17 protein-coding genes are annotated in these 16461 nt (G+C 53.4%); 8 read left to right on the top strand and 9 right to left on the bottom strand.

From position 1 onward, the window contains the following. Positions 1-20: 20 nt before the first annotated feature. Positions 21-452: a cupin domain-containing protein gene (locus IE076_RS08360; RefSeq protein ID WP_189436287.1), complete on the bottom strand. Its 432-nt coding sequence runs from the start codon at positions 450-452 to the stop codon at positions 21-23. 201 nt (positions 453-653) lie between these two features. On the opposite strand from IE076_RS08360, the gene IE076_RS08365 reads away from it, so the two are divergent. The 3 genes from IE076_RS08365 (at position 654) to IE076_RS08375 (ending at position 2919) form a co-directional block, all read left to right on the top strand. Beyond that, entirely contained in the window at positions 654-1148 is a 495-nt protein-coding gene (locus IE076_RS08365) for a GAF domain-containing protein (protein WP_209008942.1), read from the top strand. A 183-nt stretch (positions 1149-1331) separates the two neighbouring features. Then, positions 1332-1694 (top strand): hypothetical protein, encoded by a 363-nt coding sequence (locus IE076_RS08370; protein WP_189436288.1) that lies wholly within the window; start codon positions 1332-1334, stop codon positions 1692-1694. Next, positions 1687-2919, top strand: a complete 1233-nt coding sequence (locus IE076_RS08375; protein ID WP_189436289.1) for an HlyD family secretion protein — start codon at positions 1687-1689, stop codon at positions 2917-2919. Before IE076_RS08370 ends, IE076_RS08375 begins: the two co-directional genes overlap by 8 nt. A 12-nt stretch (positions 2920-2931) precedes the next feature. On the opposite strand, the gene IE076_RS08380 is transcribed toward IE076_RS08375, so the two are convergent. The 5 genes from IE076_RS08380 to IE076_RS08400 form a co-directional block, all read right to left on the bottom strand. Further along, positions 2932-3375 carry a hypothetical protein gene (locus tag IE076_RS08380; RefSeq protein WP_189436290.1) on the bottom strand — a complete coding sequence of 148 codons (444 nt, stop codon included), beginning with the start codon at positions 3373-3375 and terminating at the stop codon, positions 2932-2934. Then, entirely contained in the window at positions 3365-3892 is a 528-nt protein-coding gene (locus tag IE076_RS08385) for a Panacea domain-containing protein (RefSeq protein WP_209008943.1), read from the bottom strand. The genes IE076_RS08380 and IE076_RS08385 overlap by 11 nt, the downstream gene beginning before the upstream one ends. Before the next feature lie 478 nt (positions 3893-4370). Next, positions 4371-5159, bottom strand: coding sequence for a Bax inhibitor-1/YccA family protein (locus tag IE076_RS08390; RefSeq protein WP_189436291.1), 789 nt, complete (start codon positions 5157-5159; stop codon positions 4371-4373). A 333-nt stretch (positions 5160-5492) separates the two neighbouring features. Then, on the bottom strand, positions 5493-8066 hold the full coding sequence (locus tag IE076_RS08395; protein ID WP_189436292.1) for an ABC transporter permease: 2574 nt from the start codon (positions 8064-8066) through the stop codon (positions 5493-5495). Continuing rightward, positions 8063-8770: an ABC transporter ATP-binding protein gene (locus IE076_RS08400; protein WP_189436293.1), complete on the bottom strand. Its 708-nt coding sequence runs from the start codon at positions 8768-8770 to the stop codon at positions 8063-8065. The genes IE076_RS08395 and IE076_RS08400 overlap by 4 nt, the downstream gene beginning before the upstream one ends. Positions 8771-8940: 170 nt before the next feature. Here IE076_RS08400 and IE076_RS08405 point away from each other — a divergent pair, with 170 nt between their 5' ends. The 3 genes from IE076_RS08405 to thpR all read left to right on the top strand — a co-directional run bounded on the left by IE076_RS08405 (position 8941) and on the right by thpR (position 11679). Continuing rightward, positions 8941-9627, top strand: coding sequence for an arylesterase (locus tag IE076_RS08405; RefSeq protein ID WP_189436294.1), 687 nt, complete (start codon positions 8941-8943; stop codon positions 9625-9627). Positions 9628-9901: 274 nt separating this feature from the next. After that, positions 9902-10954, top strand: coding sequence for an aldo/keto reductase (locus IE076_RS08410; RefSeq protein ID WP_189436295.1), 1053 nt, complete (start codon positions 9902-9904; stop codon positions 10952-10954). 188 nt (positions 10955-11142) lie between these two features. Beyond that, positions 11143-11679 carry an RNA 2',3'-cyclic phosphodiesterase gene (thpR, locus tag IE076_RS08415; protein WP_189436296.1) on the top strand — a complete coding sequence of 179 codons (537 nt, stop codon included), beginning with the start codon at positions 11143-11145 and terminating at the stop codon, positions 11677-11679. Between the two features lie 175 nt (positions 11680-11854). Here the strand turns inward: thpR and IE076_RS08420 are convergent, their stop codons facing one another. Then, complete coding sequence (locus IE076_RS08420) at positions 11855-12211, bottom strand: hypothetical protein (protein WP_209008944.1); 357 nt, start codon at positions 12209-12211, stop codon at positions 11855-11857. A gap of 271 nt (positions 12212-12482) precedes the next feature. On the opposite strand from IE076_RS08420, the gene IE076_RS08425 reads away from it, so the two are divergent. Beyond that, positions 12483-12794: a DnaJ family domain-containing protein gene (locus tag IE076_RS08425; protein ID WP_209008945.1), complete on the top strand. Its 312-nt coding sequence runs from the start codon at positions 12483-12485 to the stop codon at positions 12792-12794. 41 nt (positions 12795-12835) lie between these two features. On the opposite strand, the gene IE076_RS08430 is transcribed toward IE076_RS08425, so the two are convergent. Next, the gene (locus IE076_RS08430) at positions 12836-14509 is read right to left on the bottom strand and encodes an acyl-CoA dehydrogenase family protein (RefSeq protein WP_189436384.1); all 1674 of its coding nucleotides are present in this window, start codon (positions 14507-14509) and stop codon (positions 12836-12838) included. A gap of 175 nt (positions 14510-14684) precedes the next feature. On the opposite strand from IE076_RS08430, the gene IE076_RS08435 reads away from it, so the two are divergent. Continuing rightward, positions 14685-15575, top strand: coding sequence for a YihY/virulence factor BrkB family protein (locus IE076_RS08435; RefSeq protein ID WP_189436297.1), 891 nt, complete (start codon positions 14685-14687; stop codon positions 15573-15575). Here the strand turns inward: IE076_RS08435 and IE076_RS08440 are convergent. Further along, positions 15572-16444, bottom strand: a complete 873-nt coding sequence (locus IE076_RS08440; RefSeq protein ID WP_209008946.1) for a DMT family transporter — start codon at positions 16442-16444, stop codon at positions 15572-15574. The two genes, IE076_RS08435 and IE076_RS08440, sit on opposite strands and share 4 nt — an antisense overlap. Positions 16445-16461: the final 17 nt, after the last annotated feature.

Consider the following 16461-nt stretch of genomic DNA (forward strand, 5'->3'; position numbering starts at 1 on the left):
TTGTTCGTGGCCTCGTTGGGTTATCCTCCCGGCACCCACCCTTCTTCCGCCAGCGTCCAGGTGTCGAACGTAAAGCCAGGAGCAACAGTACACCCGACCAATGTCCATGCGCCTTGTGACCGTGCTGACATCCAGTGACCCTTTGGAACCAAACCCTGGGGCCGCTGACCATTCATGATATCTGCCCCTAAAATTATGTCAGTAGGTGCAACATCCCCCTCACTTATTGACAGTGTCAGAGGCGCACCAGCGTAAAAGTGCCAGAGCTCGGGTGTATCAAGCTTATGCCAACGAGACATTTCTCCTTTTTGCAAAAGGTAATAGATCGATGAAGAATTACCACGTCCTTCCGGCCCTTCCGTGTCGCGGAATGTCCGATAGTAATTGCCTCCTTCAGCATGAGGCTCCATATCTAATTCACGAATGATATCTGCTGCTGTTGGCTCAACCATAGGAAGGTGTCCTTACGCTAGCTAATTTCAATGAACTATAAGTAGGAGTATCTCTATGGCTAAATTTGGCATTTGTTTGAGCATGCGACCGCTGGGGGGTGACTAATCTGAACTTCCCATATACAAAACACCACCGTGTAGTCTCCACTTCTTGAAGATTCGCGGTAGTGTATCTGCATTTCATTATCGCAGGTATTTAAGGTGATTGATTATTATGAGTTTGTGCAGGTGGTGGCAGGCAGTGCCAGCCTGCTGGATGCCGCGCGGAAAGCGGGCGTGCTGTTCTCCAGATTTCCCGGATACAAGCTGTTTACTCTGACGGTGACCCATCCTGAAGGGAGCCATGTGGTGCGGCTGTTTTCCAGCGCGGAAGGGCCTTATGGCATGTCTGGCACCAAACCTATCGAGAAAGAAGGCGAGTGGTATGAGCGGGTGTTTGTTGAGCAAAAGCCGTTCTTGGGGCGCACTATCGCGGACGTGAGAGATTACTTTCCCGACCATGAGAGGATTGCGGAGATGGGGCTGGGGGCAGTTTTGAATCTGCCGGTGCTGGTTTTGGGTGAGGTGATTGGTACCGTGAACCTGCTGGATGCCGATCATGCTTATACAGCGGCGGATGCTGAAAAGAGCTTTGTGCTGGCTCAGGCGCTGGCGCCGCTCTTTCTGAAAGCACGGGAAGAACTTGCCGCTGTTTGATTCCAATTTGCCAAATTTTGCTTAGCATGCCTTTACCCTAAGGCCCAAAACCTTCCATTTTCGCCGCGTTACGCCTCGCTCATTTCACTGAGGGTAACCACGAGGGGGGTACAAATACTGCTCAGTTTCGTCTGCGTTTTGCGCTGGCATCATGTAACTCCTGAGAGATGAGCGGTACAGACTATGGCTTCTGGTGGCGAACATGAGCAATTCGCTGGGCATCTTCCCATCTTTATCACTCCGCCGGGCAGTACTGATGTTTTGATGGTCATAACAATCATCATCGCCATTGGGGCGGTGCTGCTGGCGGGCGTGTTTTACTTTTCCTTGCATGCCTTGCCAGAAAAGATGGCCCACAAGTATGGGCGATCGCATATGCAGATCGTGGCCATATTGGCGGTTCTCGCACTTTTCACGCACAACAACTACTTCTGGATTGCGGCGCTGTTGCTTGCTGCGATCAACCTGCCGGATTACGAGACACCGCTGAAAGCTATCGCAGCCTCCTTGCGTAAGACCGTGAAGGGGAAGAAACCGGATGATTGAGTTCTTTCTCTGCTCGCTTGTCACGATCCTGCCCGACTACCTTTATCGCCGTTACAAGCAGGGTAAGCGGTTTGGCTATGAGATTACGTTTCTTACGGTCTGGTATGAGCTGCGCTGGGGGATCACCTCGGCGCTGATGCTAACCATTGCGCTGATCACATTGGTGTTTTTCTATCATCCGACAACATCCAATACGCTGTCATTGTTCCGTACAGTGTCCATTCTGCCAGAGACCAACGGTCGGGTTGAAAGGGTGCTGGTGGAGAACAATCAGCGTGTGCAGGCAGGGGATCTGATTTTCACGATGGATGCTTCCACTGAGCAGGCGGAGGTCGATACCGCGCAGGCCGAGGTGGAGGAGATTGATGCACAGATCGAGTTGGCGGACTCTGAGCTGCTGGCAGCTGAAGCGGCAATTACTCAGGCGCAGGGTGCCTATGATCAGTCCGTGCAGGAGTTGGAGCGGACGTTGGAATTGCAACGGCGTAACTCTGACGTTGTGACTGAAAGAGAAATCGAAACGCGTCAAAGTCAGGTGATTGTGCGCAGAGGACAGCTGGATGAGGCGACGGCCAACCGGGATATCGTGCAAAAAAGAATTAGCGTGAGCCTGCCTGCTCAGCGAGCCAGTGCGATTGCAAGGCTTAATCAGGCTCAGTCCGAGTATAATAAGAAGTTTGTTTATGCGGGTGTGGATGGGATCGTTACGCAGTTTGTCCTTCAGCCAGGGGATATTGTGAACCCGATCTTGCGTCCGGCAGGCATTCTCGTGCCGGATTCGACAGGGCGTGGGCGTTTTCAGGCCGGGTTCGGGCAGATTACAGCCTCAGTCATCCGTGTAGGTATGGCAGCTGAGATAACGTGTGCCTCCCGTCCATTTGAGGTTATCCCGATGGTGGTGATCGACAAGCAGGACTTTGTATCCTCAGGCCAGTTTCGCCCAACAGACCAGTTGATTGATGCGCAGGATGTTTCGGCCCCGGGCACACTGCTGGTGACGATGGAACCGTTATACGCAATGGATACTGCAGGTATTCCTCCGGGCAGTAAGTGCATTGCAAATGCCTACAGCAATTATGGTGAGCAGATTAAAGCGGGTGAGTTTGGCTTCTGGGGCGGCCTCTACTACCACATGGTGGATGCGACCTCTATCATGCATGCGCTGATCCTGCGGTTCCAGGCGCTGGCCTTCCCAGTTAAGACACTGGTGCTCTCCGGCCACTGATAGTAGCTGAGGCTACTTTCTGGCGCCGACAAAGATGCCGGTAAGGACCATGCCGACAAGGCCGATGACTGTGGTTGCGGTGCTGCCAACAAGAAATTCCAGAACGCTGTCTGCCAGAATGAATGAGACGCCGTAAACATTCTTAAAGCCTGCCAGAACAAGGATCATAGCGACCGTGCCGCAGTAGACGCACATGAACCAGTAGGCTTTACCGGCGTACGGTTTGATGAGGGCGTCCAGCTCCTGTTTGGTGGCGAGTTTTGACTTGAGTTCCATCAGCTCATTCTGCAGCTGTGTGTTATCGTCAGACAGAGCCTGCCGATCTTTCAGCAGCTGCTCCATTTCGATCTTCGCTGGTGGGTCGACCTCAATCGGAAGCTTCGAGACGGCTGCGTCGATATCATCGACGGTGAGCGGTCTTTCGAGTGTCTCATCGAAAGTTTCGTTAGGCGGCATTGATCCGGCCCGCTGTTTGTAAGGCCTGCTCTTCTTCTGCATGTGAGCGGCCCGCCAGAGCGAGTTTTATGTAGTATTGCCGTGTGCGCTCTGGATCGATTTCTGCGTTTCTCCCTTTTTCAAAGTAGGCATGCGCCCATGGAGAATTCGCTTGATGGGTGAGATCTGAGAGTTGCTGTGGAGTGTAATTGCGGTACTTCTTCCAGACGTGATCGATGATTTCCTGCTCGCTGCCATTGATCTGGGCAGTGACAATCTGGCCGGTTACGGGATCGGCGATTTCGCAGTTTGGACCTTTGTGTCCGCCCTCTTTTATGAAATCCCAAATCTGCCGAAATACAGGGCCGTTTTTCCATGCTTGCGGGGCTGCACTTACCAATGGTTCGCCGTTGATCGCAAGGTTCCAGCCGTTCGCGATGGCGACCAGTTTTTGAATGTACATCTGCGATGGGTATTCAGAGCTGCCTCGGCGTCTCAGAAATTCGTTGGCTATGGCACAAGGCGAGTGTCTTGGCATTTTTTGCCCCTACAAATGCTGTTGGAACAAGCAGAAAATTGCTTAGAAAAACATATGATACGCTACGTTAAGAAAATAGGTCTTCTTATTGATCTTGGCTAGTGAAAATTGGTTGCACCCCTGAAAAATAAGCGGTTACGTTGTGGGTTATCTGTGCGTGCCGGGTGCATTTTAATGGCTAATAATCAGGACATAGAGGTTTTACGACTGCCAATTTTAGCTGGTGAGGTTTCCAGTGATTTGCTTTGTCGTGCGCTTTCTTTCTCGGGAATGCGGTGCTGTAAACGCTGTTTTGTTTCTCTCTGGCCCGATTGATTATGTGGCTCAATACCACATGCAAAACATAGGTAATTCCCGCGACTATCAGTAGTTTAGACAGGTCGATGGCTTTCGCGATTACGATGCAAATGGCCAAGAAAAAAGCCCGAAGCAGGTGCTCCGGGCTTTCTTTGATTTGTATGCCTGATGGCTACTGCGATTACTCGCGGTTGCCGAACAGGGACAGAAGCATCATGAACAGGTTGATGAAGTCCAGGTACAGACGCAGCGCGCCCATAATGGCTTTCTTGCCTGCAACGTCGCTGTCATCAACAGCTGCATACATTTCCTTGATCTGCTGGGTGTCGTAGGCGGTGAGGCCGGCAAACACGAGAACGCCAATCACGGAGATTGCGAACTGCAGTGCAGTAGAACCGATGAAGAGGTTCACCAGAGACGCGATGATGATGCCGATCAGGCCCATGAACAAGAAGGAGCCCCAAGCGGAGAGGTCTTTCTTGGTGGTGTAGCCGTACAGGCTCAGTGCGCCAAAGGAAGCAGCGGAGATGAAGAATACACGCGCAATGGAGTTGCCAGTGTAGACGATGAAGATGGAGGAGAGAGAAATACCCATGAGTGCAGCAAAGCCCCAGAAGGCCATTTGTGCACCGGATACGCTCATCTTATTGATCCGTGCGCTCAGGAAGAACACGAAACCAAGTGGAGCAAGCATTACAACCCATTTGAGCGGGCTCAAGTATAGTGCAGCACCAATGCTGGTGAGCATGATACCATTACTCATTGGATCAGTTGCCGCCATGGATGGATCAGTTGTTGTTGCCATCATGGAGGTGAGCAGAGCAAGCACACCGGTGATTGCAACACCGATTGCCATGTAGTTGTAAACGCGAAGCATGTAGGCGCGCAGACCAGCGTCAAATGCGGCTGCATTGGCTTGAGTGCCAGCCATTCCATACCGCGTAGAATTATTGCGGTCGAAGGTCGCCATGTGGATCCTCTCTCTCGTTAAACACGTGTTCGCTGTTGGGCATACCAAACAGCACGGACAATTGGCCCGAGTTACATATCAGCAAATATGGTGGGAAATGCAGGATAAGACAAGGGCGTCCGGAGCCGTTTTTGTATAATAGCGCGGTAAAGCAAGATCTTTTGGTATAAACTTGGTAAAACTGGATCTTATTATTAACCAATTGTAATGTTGCTGGCGTTGCAAGATCTTAGCTAGAGAATAGAACGGTTGATCTGTTAACTCATAATTCTGAGAGATGTGGACTGCATCAGTGCTGATCGAGGCTTTTTACTTGATGCAGCCCACGGAGTTTTACAGATTGCGCAAAACAGGCGCTGGTTTCTCTCCTAATACTCTCCATGTGCCTAGCAGGCCGAAGCCAACCGTGAAAATGAGAGCGCCGATAATGGATGTCACCACGGTAACCGGCAGGAGTGTAAAGGTACCATCCATCACTGCGGTAATGATGAAATAGGCCGCCAATGAGCCCGCAAATAGCGCGAAGATAGCGGTGGAGCCACCAAGGATCAGGTATTCCAGAATATACGCCTTGATGAGGCGTCTGCGGGTGGCGCCTAGCGTTTTCAGAATAACGGCATCATAGATGCGGCTTTGATGGCCTGCTGCCAGCGCGCCTGCCAGTACCAGAACACTTGCAAGAAGCGTGATGGAGGATGCACCGCGAATGGCCCACGCCAGCTGATTGACGATCTCATTTATCTGCTCAATGGCATCCTTGACCCGGATTGACGTGACCGTTGGGAAGGCCTGAGTGACTTTGCCTAGCAGATCCAGTTCTTGTTGCAAGGTTGTTTCGCCCGGCCAGCCCACGGTTGCCAGATGGGCATGTGGTGCCCCTGTAAAGGTGTTGGGTGAGAATATCATCACGAAGTTGATGGACATGCTCTCCCAGTTGACCGTTCTGAAATTGGCGATCTTTGCGCTTATCTGGCGTCCAAGCACGTTGACGGTGACCATGTCGCCGATATTCAAGCCCAGTTCGCGGGCGTTTTCGTCGGCGAAGGATACCAGCGGTTCGCCGCTGTAGTCGGCTGGCCACCATTCGCCTTCTGTGACCACCGAGGTCTCAGGGAGGGTGTCGGAATAAGTGATGCCTCGGTCACCACGCAGGACCCATTCTGCGCCCGGAGGTGCTGGGTAATCAGCTGCCGGAATGCCTTTCAGTGAGACGATGGTTCCACGCAACATGGGGACGGACTGGAAGTCGGAGCCCGGCGCGTTTTGCTCAATGAAGGACTGGAAGGCGTCCCGTTCACTGTCCTGAATATCCACGAAGAAGAAGCTTGGTGCTTGTTCCTCTGCGGTCTGGTTCAGGTCGCGGCGTAGGTTTCCGTCAATCAGTGCCAGCGTGACGAGCAAGGACAGGCCAAGGCCGAGAGAGAGGACGACAGAGGGCGTTAGTGCGCCGGGGCGGTAGATGTTGGTGACGGCGAGACGCAGCTCGGTGGAGTGGACCGTTGGTACTCTGCGAGCGGCTGCCATGATGAGACGTGCGACGCCCAGCAGTAGCAGATAAGTGGCTGCACAGGCGCCAATGAAGATGATTGCGATGGTCTTGTCGTAGGACATGACGAGCGCGAGGCCTGAGAGCAACACCAGCGTGAGTGCGGCTCCCGCGATATACAGTGGTTTGGGGTAGCGGCTGCGCGTGCTCACTTCATCGCGGAACAGTACTGTTGGGGCAATGTCGTGGGCTCTGCCAAGCGGCCAGAGGGCGAATGCCAGCGCCGTGAGGTAGCCATAGGCCATGCCGGTGAGTAGCTGTAGCGGGTAGATCGCCTGCACACCGTTGACAGGCAGGATCGTTTGAAGGGCCGCCATGGCGATGAGCGGGATTAGCGCTCCCAGCACCATACCGATCACAATGCCGATCGTGGCGAGGACCATCATCTGGATGAGGTAGACTTTGAAAACAAAGTTGCCCGAGGCGCCGAGGCATTTGAAGCTGGCGATGACCTCGCGGCGGGTATCCATGTAGCTGCGCACTGCGTTCGCCACACCAACACCGCCGACCACGAGGGAGGTGATGCCGATGAGTGTGAGGAACTGGGCAAAGCGTTGGATGTTACGTTGCAGGCTTGGCGCTGCTTCCAGCTTGGACCTGATGCGCCATCCGGCATTGGGAAACTCGCTGTTGGCCTGATCAATGACCTGCTGGAGCTCATCTTCCGGAGTGTTTTCGCCTATACGGACGCGGTAGGAGTAGTTGACCAGTGAGCCTGGCTGGATCAGCCCAGTTTCCTGCAATGCGGCTCGTGAGACGAGTAGGCGGGGCCCAACGGTCATGCCGGAGGAAAGTTTGTCGGGCTCCAGCTCGATGGTGTCTGCGATGTGGTACTGGGTTTGACCGACCGCGATTTCATCGCCAACTTCCAGTCCAAGGCGCGCTAGCAGAGCAATTTCTGCCACTGCATTGCGCAGGCCGTCGGTTCTGCCGTTGATGACTGTTTGCAGGTTCTGGCCAGAGTCGAGCTCAAAGTCGCCGGTGAGTGGGTAGTGATCGTCAACTGCCTTCAGTTCAACCAGTGTCTGGTTGCCCGCTGTCTGTGTTCGGGCCATGGCTCGCAGGTTGGCGACCTCGGAGACCTCGCCGGTGCTTTGCAGGTAGGCAAGTTGGTCTGGTGAGGCTTCCTGGTGGACCAGCGTGAACGAGAGGTCGCCGCCAAGAATGACCTGACCTTCCGAGGCGATGCCTTCGGTTAGTGCGCGGGAGAAGGAGGAGACACCGGCAATCGCTGCTACACCTAGCGCGATACAGGCGATGAAGACATAAAAGCCCTTAAGGCCACCGCGCATCTCGCGCAGGGCGAAGCGGGCGGCAAGGCCGAAGCCGGGCTTATAACCGTTTGATTTGGTTTGGCTCATCGGGCGCGTACCTCGCGCACTGCGGGTGTTTCTTCCTCAATGGTACCGGAGTGAACCTGGATCTTACGCTGACAGCGGTCTGCCAATGCCGGGTTATGGGTGACAAGGACCAGAGTGGCGTTCTTGCGCTGCTGGGCAAGGAACATCAGCTCGACGATTTGCTCACCGGTGCTTTCATCCAGATTGCCAGTCGGCTCGTCGGCAATGATGATTTCAGGGTTGGTGACAAGCGCGCGGGCTACGGCCACGCGCTGCTGTTCGCCACCGGAAAGCTGGGTAGGGTAGTGGTTGAGGCGGTGACCAAGGCCAACGGCTTCAAGTTCTTCTCTGGCATGGTCGAAGGCTTTTGGATTGCCGGAAAGCTCAAGGGGGACAGCGACATTTTCCAGCGCGGTCATGTTAGGGACCAGGTGAAAGGACTGGAAGATAATGCCAACGTTCTGACCCCGAAAGCGCGCGAGTTCGTCTTCGTTCATCGTACCCAGCTCTTGTCCGGCGGCCTTTACGGTGCCTTCGTCGGCGCGCTCAAGGCCGGCCATCACCATGAGCAGTGTGGATTTGCCTGAGCCGGATGGACCGACAAGGCCGACGCTTTCGCCGGTTCTGATGGAAAGATCTATGCCTTTGAGAATATGGGTGCGGCCTGCGCCGTGGCCCAGGCTGAGGTGAACGCCGTTTAAGTCTAGTGCCGGATTAACTGTCATTCTTCCACCTTGATGTGTAGGCTTCCACCTTGATGTGTCGTCGATGCAAATCCCTGAACGACATCCTATAAGAAAATAATTGGGCGCTCTTGTAGCAGCCGCATTTGGGAAGCATATGGGTAAGATGTATCGTATCGTCCAGCTTAGTGTGAAGAATCTAAGGGATTTGAATGTTAGGATCACGAAAAGTTGAAGTGAAATCAGGTGTACTGCGGTTCTTTAGCGGTGCTGTTGTAGCGTTCGGTCTTATTGTTTCCGCTGCTTCCGCAGGATATGCGCAGGATGGAACCGAACCGGTGAAGCTCGTTGCTTTTGGAGATAGTCTGACGGCCGGGTATCAGCTGCCACCCGACGAGGCTTTTCCCGTACAACTGGAGAAAGCGCTGAAAGCGAAGGGCTACAACGTCACTGTGGTGAATGCTGGTGTGTCCGGTGATACGACCTCGGGCGGTCTCTCACGGCTGGACTGGTCTGTGGGCAATGATGTTGATGGGGTCATTCTGGAGCTGGGCGCCAATGATGCGCTGCGCGGCGTGGATCCTTCCATCACCCGCGAAAACCTCGATTCGATGATGACGGAGTTGGGTTCTCGTCATATCCCGGTGCTGTTGGCAGGAATGATGGCGCCGCCGAATATGGGCGCTTCCTATGGGGAGGCATTCAATTCCATCTATGGGGACCTGGCGCAGAAACATAATACGCTGCTCTATCCATTCTTTCTGGATGGTGTTGCCACGCATGCAAATCTAACCCTTAGCGATGGTATTCACCCAACGGGAGAAGGTGTTTCGATCATTGTCGAGAAAATTCTGCCCTCTGTTGAAATGCTGATTGAACAGACTAATTCCGAGAGCTAACGGGACTTTGATAGCAGGCTGGAACGCAGAGCCTGCTTTCGAGTATTGACTAACTGCATCTAATTGTCGGAAAAACACGGCTTACTTTTTGGAGGTGCGCCGTCGTTTTGCTCGCTGGGCCACTTCTCCTGCCGACCTCCATCCATCGGCGGATTTAATAAAAGAAAATTCGGGCGAGATCCTTTGTCTTTGGGCGAACCTGGGTCTTTGTCCTTTGTGCTCGAACGTGGGCGTAAAAAACAAAAGACAGCATCGGGCTGCAAACGGGGAATATATGGAATTTCGGAAATTGGGGCGCACAGACCTCAACGCCTCCAGCATTTGTCTTGGTACGATGACATGGGGTGAACAAAATACCGAAGCTGAAGGCCATGCTCAGATGGATTTCGCTTTGGAGAAGGGCATTAACTTCTTCGATACGGCAGAGCTTTACTCCATTCCGCCAAAGAAGGAGACCAAAGGCAGAACCGAAGAGATCATCGGGACATGGTTCAAGAACTCCGGCAATCGCGACAAAGTTATTCTGGCGACTAAAGTTGTTGGCCGTTCAGTGCAGGACTGGCACCGTGAAGACGGGTCTACCAGCGAGCTTTCCCGTGGGCAGATCATAGAGGCAGTGGATGCCAGCCTGAAGCGGTTGCAGACAGACTACATCGATCTTTACCAGCTGCACTGGCCGGACCGTAAGGTGGCGGGCTTTGGTTCTGTTGGCACAATCTGGCAGGATGTGGAGCGGGATGAAGACGAGCACGCGATCCATGAGACCCTTGAGGTGCTGCAGGAGCTGGTGAAAGCCGGTAAGGTTCGCCATATCGGTCTTTCCAACGAAAGCCCTTGGGGCACGATGAAGTTTGTGCAGGAAGCTGAAGCACGTGGCTTGCCGCGGGTACAGTCTGTGCAGAATGCGTACTCTTTGGTGAACCGTTTGTTTGAAGTGGGTGGTGCAGAGATTGCCCATCGTGAGGATGTTGGCCTGCTGGCTTATTCTTCACTCGCGCAGGGCTACCTGACCGGTAAGTACCGCAATGGTGCGTTGCCTGAAGGTGCTCGCAAGACATTGTTCAAGCGTCTTGGACGTTATGAGACCGCTGGTGGTCAAAAAGCGATTGATGCGTACTGCGACCTTGCGGCAGAACTGGGTGTTGATCCATCCGTTATGGCGTTGGCATTTGTTCATTCCCGTTCGTTTGTGACCTCTGTGATCATCGGTGCAACGAATATGGAGCAGCTGGAAACAGATATCAGTGCAGCAGACTTTGAGATGACAGAAGAGATCGCGAAGCGGATCAACGAAATCCATCTGCAGTACACCAATCCTTGCCCATGATTGGCCGATAATTTTCTCTGGTTAGTCGTGACTGAAAAGTGCCGGAGCCATGTATGGCTTCGGCATTTTTTGTTTTTGTAGATGTGGGACAGAAAAACCCCAGATGTTCGTAGAGTGGTTATTTTCTGCTTGTACTCTGGCGATAAACGTGAGCTAATTTATCATCTGCAGTCGCGGAGGGTCCTGATATGCCTCGTCTTTTTACTGGCCTAGAGCTACCTTCGAGCATCGGTACGATGTTGAGCATATTGCGCGGGGGATTGCGCAGTGCTCGTTGGATCGACCCCGAAAACTATCACATCACATTGCGGTTCATAGGCGACATTGATGATCGCATTGCCGATGAAGTTGCTTACGAGCTAGCGCGGGTACACCGTGCTCCACTAACAATCAAACTGACCGGCCTTGGGGCATTTGGAGGCGCTAAACCCCATGCGCTATGGGCGCGTGTCGAACCGACACAGGAGTTGACCGAGCTTCAGGCCGAGCAGGAGCGTATTCTGCAGCGGCTTGGTTTGCAGCCGGAGCGGCGTAAGTACACGCCGCATGTGACACTGGCCAGATTGAAGGGCACATCACCTGCAGAACTGGCTCATTGGCTTGAGGCGCGTGGTGATTTTTCTGCCCCTGCCTTTACCGCTGGGCGGTTCGTGCTGTTTTCTGCAAAAGCAGCCGTTGGGGGTGGGCCGTATCTGGTGGAGGAGAGCTACCCGCTGGCAGCATAAAGGGCTGGCGGCATAGCAAAGAGGCGCGCTGGTAATGTGCGCCTCTGCAAATCTGCACATGGCTTTATTATGGCAGGCATAAGGACGGCTCCTTATGCAACAAATCGCTATGGGGTTTTGCGCGCCCTGTTGTTTTCTGCATTGAACCGGCGGCAGCCTGGGTTTCTGTGAGCTCTTAGATGCCGCTGTTCAGCAGGGCGAGGAGTTCCTCTGATTTCTGCTGAGTTTCAGAGTAGGGCGTCATCGCCGTTTGCGTTTGGCTAAGTGCTGTAGGCTTGGCAGGTGTCTCACTTGCTGCAGTTTTCACTGCGTAACGGATCAACTTGGATTGGGGTGCCAGCCGCACGAGCTTTGATTTGGCTTTGAGCGGTTTGAGCGATGACTTTGCCGGATATGGCTTCAATTCACCACTTGCCGAGATTGGCTTCAAAGTATTTTGAGCGGGGGCGTTGAGCTGGGTGAGGCCCGGACCCAACGCACGTGTTTGAGTCATGGCCCAGGTGTTGGGTGCAAATGCTAGGGCAGAACTCATCAGGAGACCTGCAGTAAAAAGAGGTCGCAGCATTACTTGTTCCGATTAAATATAATTTAATTAAAAATTTAATTAAATGTACCGCATGGATTGCAATTTGCAACTCAAGATGGCCTAAATATTGCCATAAAGTTAAAATCGATAATTTTCGTAGCGGTAAGTTAATGGTGTTCAGTAAAAGATTTTAGAAAAATTGCAGATGACCATGTTGCAGCCACAGTCCTTTATGAAAATAAACTAAGAAAAACAAAAGAAAGATAGGGGTCTGTTTATGGGAATGGATCGTTTAATCGAGCAACAAATTCGCCGATCACAGATGAATGGTTCTATGGATCGACTACATGGCGAAGGCAAACCTATCCCCAGACGATCCGGGACAAATTTTTCTCAGAGCGCACGGATGAGCGTTGTGGACGGAGCAGGCGGTGGAATTCAGGGTGAATTGGCCCTACGCCGCGAGATCTCTTCGTTGGAAAATAAGCTTTCCGCCACGACTAAAACTCACGAGCGTGTTGAGCTTAGAAAAGCGCTGATGGACAAGCGCCACGAGCTTTCAGTTTATGAAGAAGCGCGACGGAAATAGCCGCGCTTCCTGATCGGTTACAATAGATATCAGCGCACGCCTTACAGCTCGGTCTCGTCGAGTAGTCGGCGTGCGATGACTTGTGCCTGAATTTCAGCTGCTCCCTCAAAGATTGAGAGAATACGCGCATCGCAGAGTACACGAGAGATCGGGTATTCCTGCGCAAAGCCGTTACCGCCGTGGATTTGCAGGGCGTTGTCGGCTGCTGCCCATGCCACGCGTGCGCCCAGTAGTTTCGCCATTCCTGCTTCCAGATCACAGCGTCGACCACTATCTTTTTCCCAAGCAGAGAAGTAAGTGAGCTGGCGGGCGATCATGGTTTCGCAGGCGATAATTGCGAGCTTGTCGGATACGCGCGGGAAGTTGATCAGCGATTTGCCAAACTGGATGCGCTCTTGCGCATAACGCAGGCCGAGGTCCAGAGCACATTGAGCTACACCGATTGCACGGGCGGCGGTTTGGATGCGGGCGGATTCGAAGGTCTGCATAAGCTGTTTGAAGCCCTGACCTTCTACCTGACCGAGCAGGTTTTCGTCTTTGACTTCAAAGCCATCAAACGCGATTTCGTATTCCTTCATGCCGCGATAGCCGAGCACTTCGATTTCACCGCCAGACATGCCTTCTGCTGGGAATGGCTCTTCGTCCGTACCGCGCGGCTTTTCCGCGATGAACATGGAAAGGCCTTTGTAACCAGCCTCTTCCGGCTTGGTGCGGGTGAGCAGGGTCATGATGTCTGCGCGGACCGGGTGGGTGATCCAGGTTTTATTGCCGTAGACCTTCCAAGTGTCACCATCCTTCACCGCACGGGTTTTGAGGGAGGCGAGATCGGAGCCTGTGTTTGGCTCGGTGAACACCGCTGTTGGCAGAGTTTCGCCGGATGCAATACGTGGCAGCCACTTTGCTTTTTGTTCTTCTGTGCCGCCGCCGAGAATAAGTTCTGCCGCGATTTCGGAGCGGGTGCCGAGGGAGCCGACACCGATGTAGGCGCGGGAAAGTTCCTCTGAGACCACACACATGGATTCTTTGCCAAGGCCCATGCCGCCGAATTCTTCAGGGATGGTCAGGCCAAAAACGCCCATCTCTGCCATCTCGTTGATGATCTCAAGAGGGATGTATTCGTTCTTCAGGTGCCATTCGTGAGCAAACGGAGTGACCTTTGCTTCGGCAAACTTGCGCATTTCTTCGCGAATTTGCTCGTAGGTCTCATCCAGTCCGGTCGCGCCGATGGTGGATTGGCCTTCCGCTTGCTGCATGAGTTCTGCAAGGCGGGTGCGCAGGGCTGGTTGGGTGCCATCTGCAATGACTGCTTCAACCGCCTCGGTGTGATGGCTTTCTGCTTCGCTGCGGCTGATGCCGAGATCGGAGAGACGCAGGATTTCGCCCTGGCTCATAGGCAGACCGCCAAAGACCTGTGCGGTGTATTCGGCAAAACCGATGCGCAGGATCAGGCTTTCCACTTCGCCGAAGGTGCCTTCGGTTTCCAGTCGTTCGCCGTAGGCGTTAAGCTGCTTGAGGGCTTCGACATAGGTTGCAAGCCAAGCCAGACCGTGGGTGGCGCGTTGCTCCTGCTCCATGAGAGCGGAGGCGATGCGTCCGTCTTTCAGCACGCGTAGTTTTACGTTTTTGCGTGCGATACCAAGCAAAGCTTCAAGGGATTGTAGCGCCTGAGCACGTGTTTCCTTCGATGGTGTGACTGCTTGTTCTATTGTATTCACCGTTTCCGACACCGCTTGCCTCCCTCAATCCGCTCGGTCATTGTGCACTGCAAACTTAAATGGGATGTATATTTGTGCAATGCCCTAAAGGTGGGAGCTTTCTTCATGATTATTTCTTGAAGCTCCATCTATTATCTAACTTGAAACTTATAGCGTGACAGACCAGATCAGTTTTATGAAGAAACGTAGCCTTTGGGGAAAATCATATCAGGTGCTCGCAGATGCTCTGGGGCACTTCAACTCAGATGATGGCTACGCTGTGGCAAGTCATGTGGCTCTGTCGTCGCTTATGGCTTTGTTTCCTTTCCTGATTTTCGTTGCGGCTTTCTCTGGTTTTCTTGGCCTGAACTCTGTTGCGCAAAGTGCTTCAGCGTTGATATTTGACGTGTGGCCGGAGCAAGTTGCGGGTCCCGTTTCTGGTGAGATCAACGCTGTTCTGACACAGCCGCGTGGTGATTTGTTGACCTTCGGTGTGGTTGTTACGCTTTGGTTCTCGTCCAATGGCGTGGAGGCAATGCGCATTGGGTTGAACAGAGCCTACCGGGTGAAGGACACGCGCAGTTGGTTCTTCTGTCGGACGCAGTCTTTACTGGCAGTTCTTATTGGAACAGTGGTTCTGATGGTCTCTACGTTTCTGATCGTGTTTGGTCCGCTGGCGTGGGAATGGGCGGTGCATCTTGCGCCCGTGATGGAGCAGTTCAGTTACAAAGCGAATATTGTTCGCTATGGGATTACGTCGTTCTTGTTGCTGTTCGCGCTGTTGGCGGCACATATGTACCTGCCTGCTGGCCGGCGGCGTTTGCTTGAAGTGCTGCCCGGCATTGTGCTGACCATGGTGCTATGGATTATCGCAGGTACGACGTTTGGTGCGTATCTGGCGCGGTGGGCCAACTATGTGACGTTGTATGCGGGCCTTGCCGGTATCATGACGGCGATCATCTTCATGTATCTGACAGCTGTCATTTTTATCCTTGGTGGTGAGTTTAATGCTGCGCTGATGCGTGTGCGCCGTGTAAACCGGCGGCTGGAGGATGGTCCTTGTCATAATGGTGAGGATCAGAGCTAGGCTTTCGACTTGGGTCTGCACACTGCGATTGCGACCACCACGATCGCCATACCGAGCAGCTGAATGACATCAAGCGTTTCTCCGAAGAGGAAGTAGCTGAGAATGGCTGTTGAGACAGGCGTCAGGTAGAACAAGGTTGCTGTCGTGGAGGCTGCTTTGTGTTTCAGCAGGTACATGAGTAGCAAGTTGGCACCCACTGATAATACAATGACCAGCCATGCAAGGGCGAAGATCAACTCGCCTGACCAGACGAGTACCCAGCCTTCCGTGAAGGACAGCGGCAGCATGACCAGAGCTGCGCCGAAATACTGGTAGAATGTCCCCACGACCAGATCCGTATTCATCGGTTGACGTTTCTGCCATATGGTCCCAAAGGCGATGGCAAGGGTTGCGCCAAGAGCAGCTGGTACGGTCCAAAGGGGGATCTGTGCAATACCAGTCCCCATTTTTGGAAGAATCACCAGCACAATACCAACGAAACCAGCGGCAAGGCCGATCCATTGGCGTGCAGTCACGTCTTCCTTCAGAAGAAAGAAGGCGAGGGTGCCTGTGATAAGCGGTTGCAGGCCGGTGATCACTGAGGTGACGCCTGCGGGCATGCCGTTGTCGATTGCCCAGAACACGCCGGCAAGATAGCCGCCGTGGAGCAGGATACCGGTGACGACTGCGTGGCCTATCTGCTGGTGTGTCATCGCGAAGCTTTTGCCTGACAACCAGACGACGATGGCCATAAGGGGCAAAACGAGCAGGAACCGCAGGCTCAGGAGCGTGAAAGGCTCTGAATAGGGTGCTCCCAGGCGTGCGCCGATGAAGCCTGTTGACCAGAGCAGAACGAAAACGACGGGAATGAGTTTGGGAAGTATGCGCAATGGTCTGTCTTATTTTT

Source organism: Pseudovibrio japonicus, assembly GCF_014651595.1.
Taxonomy (GTDB): Bacteria; Pseudomonadota; Alphaproteobacteria; order Rhizobiales; family Stappiaceae; genus Pseudovibrio; species Pseudovibrio japonicus.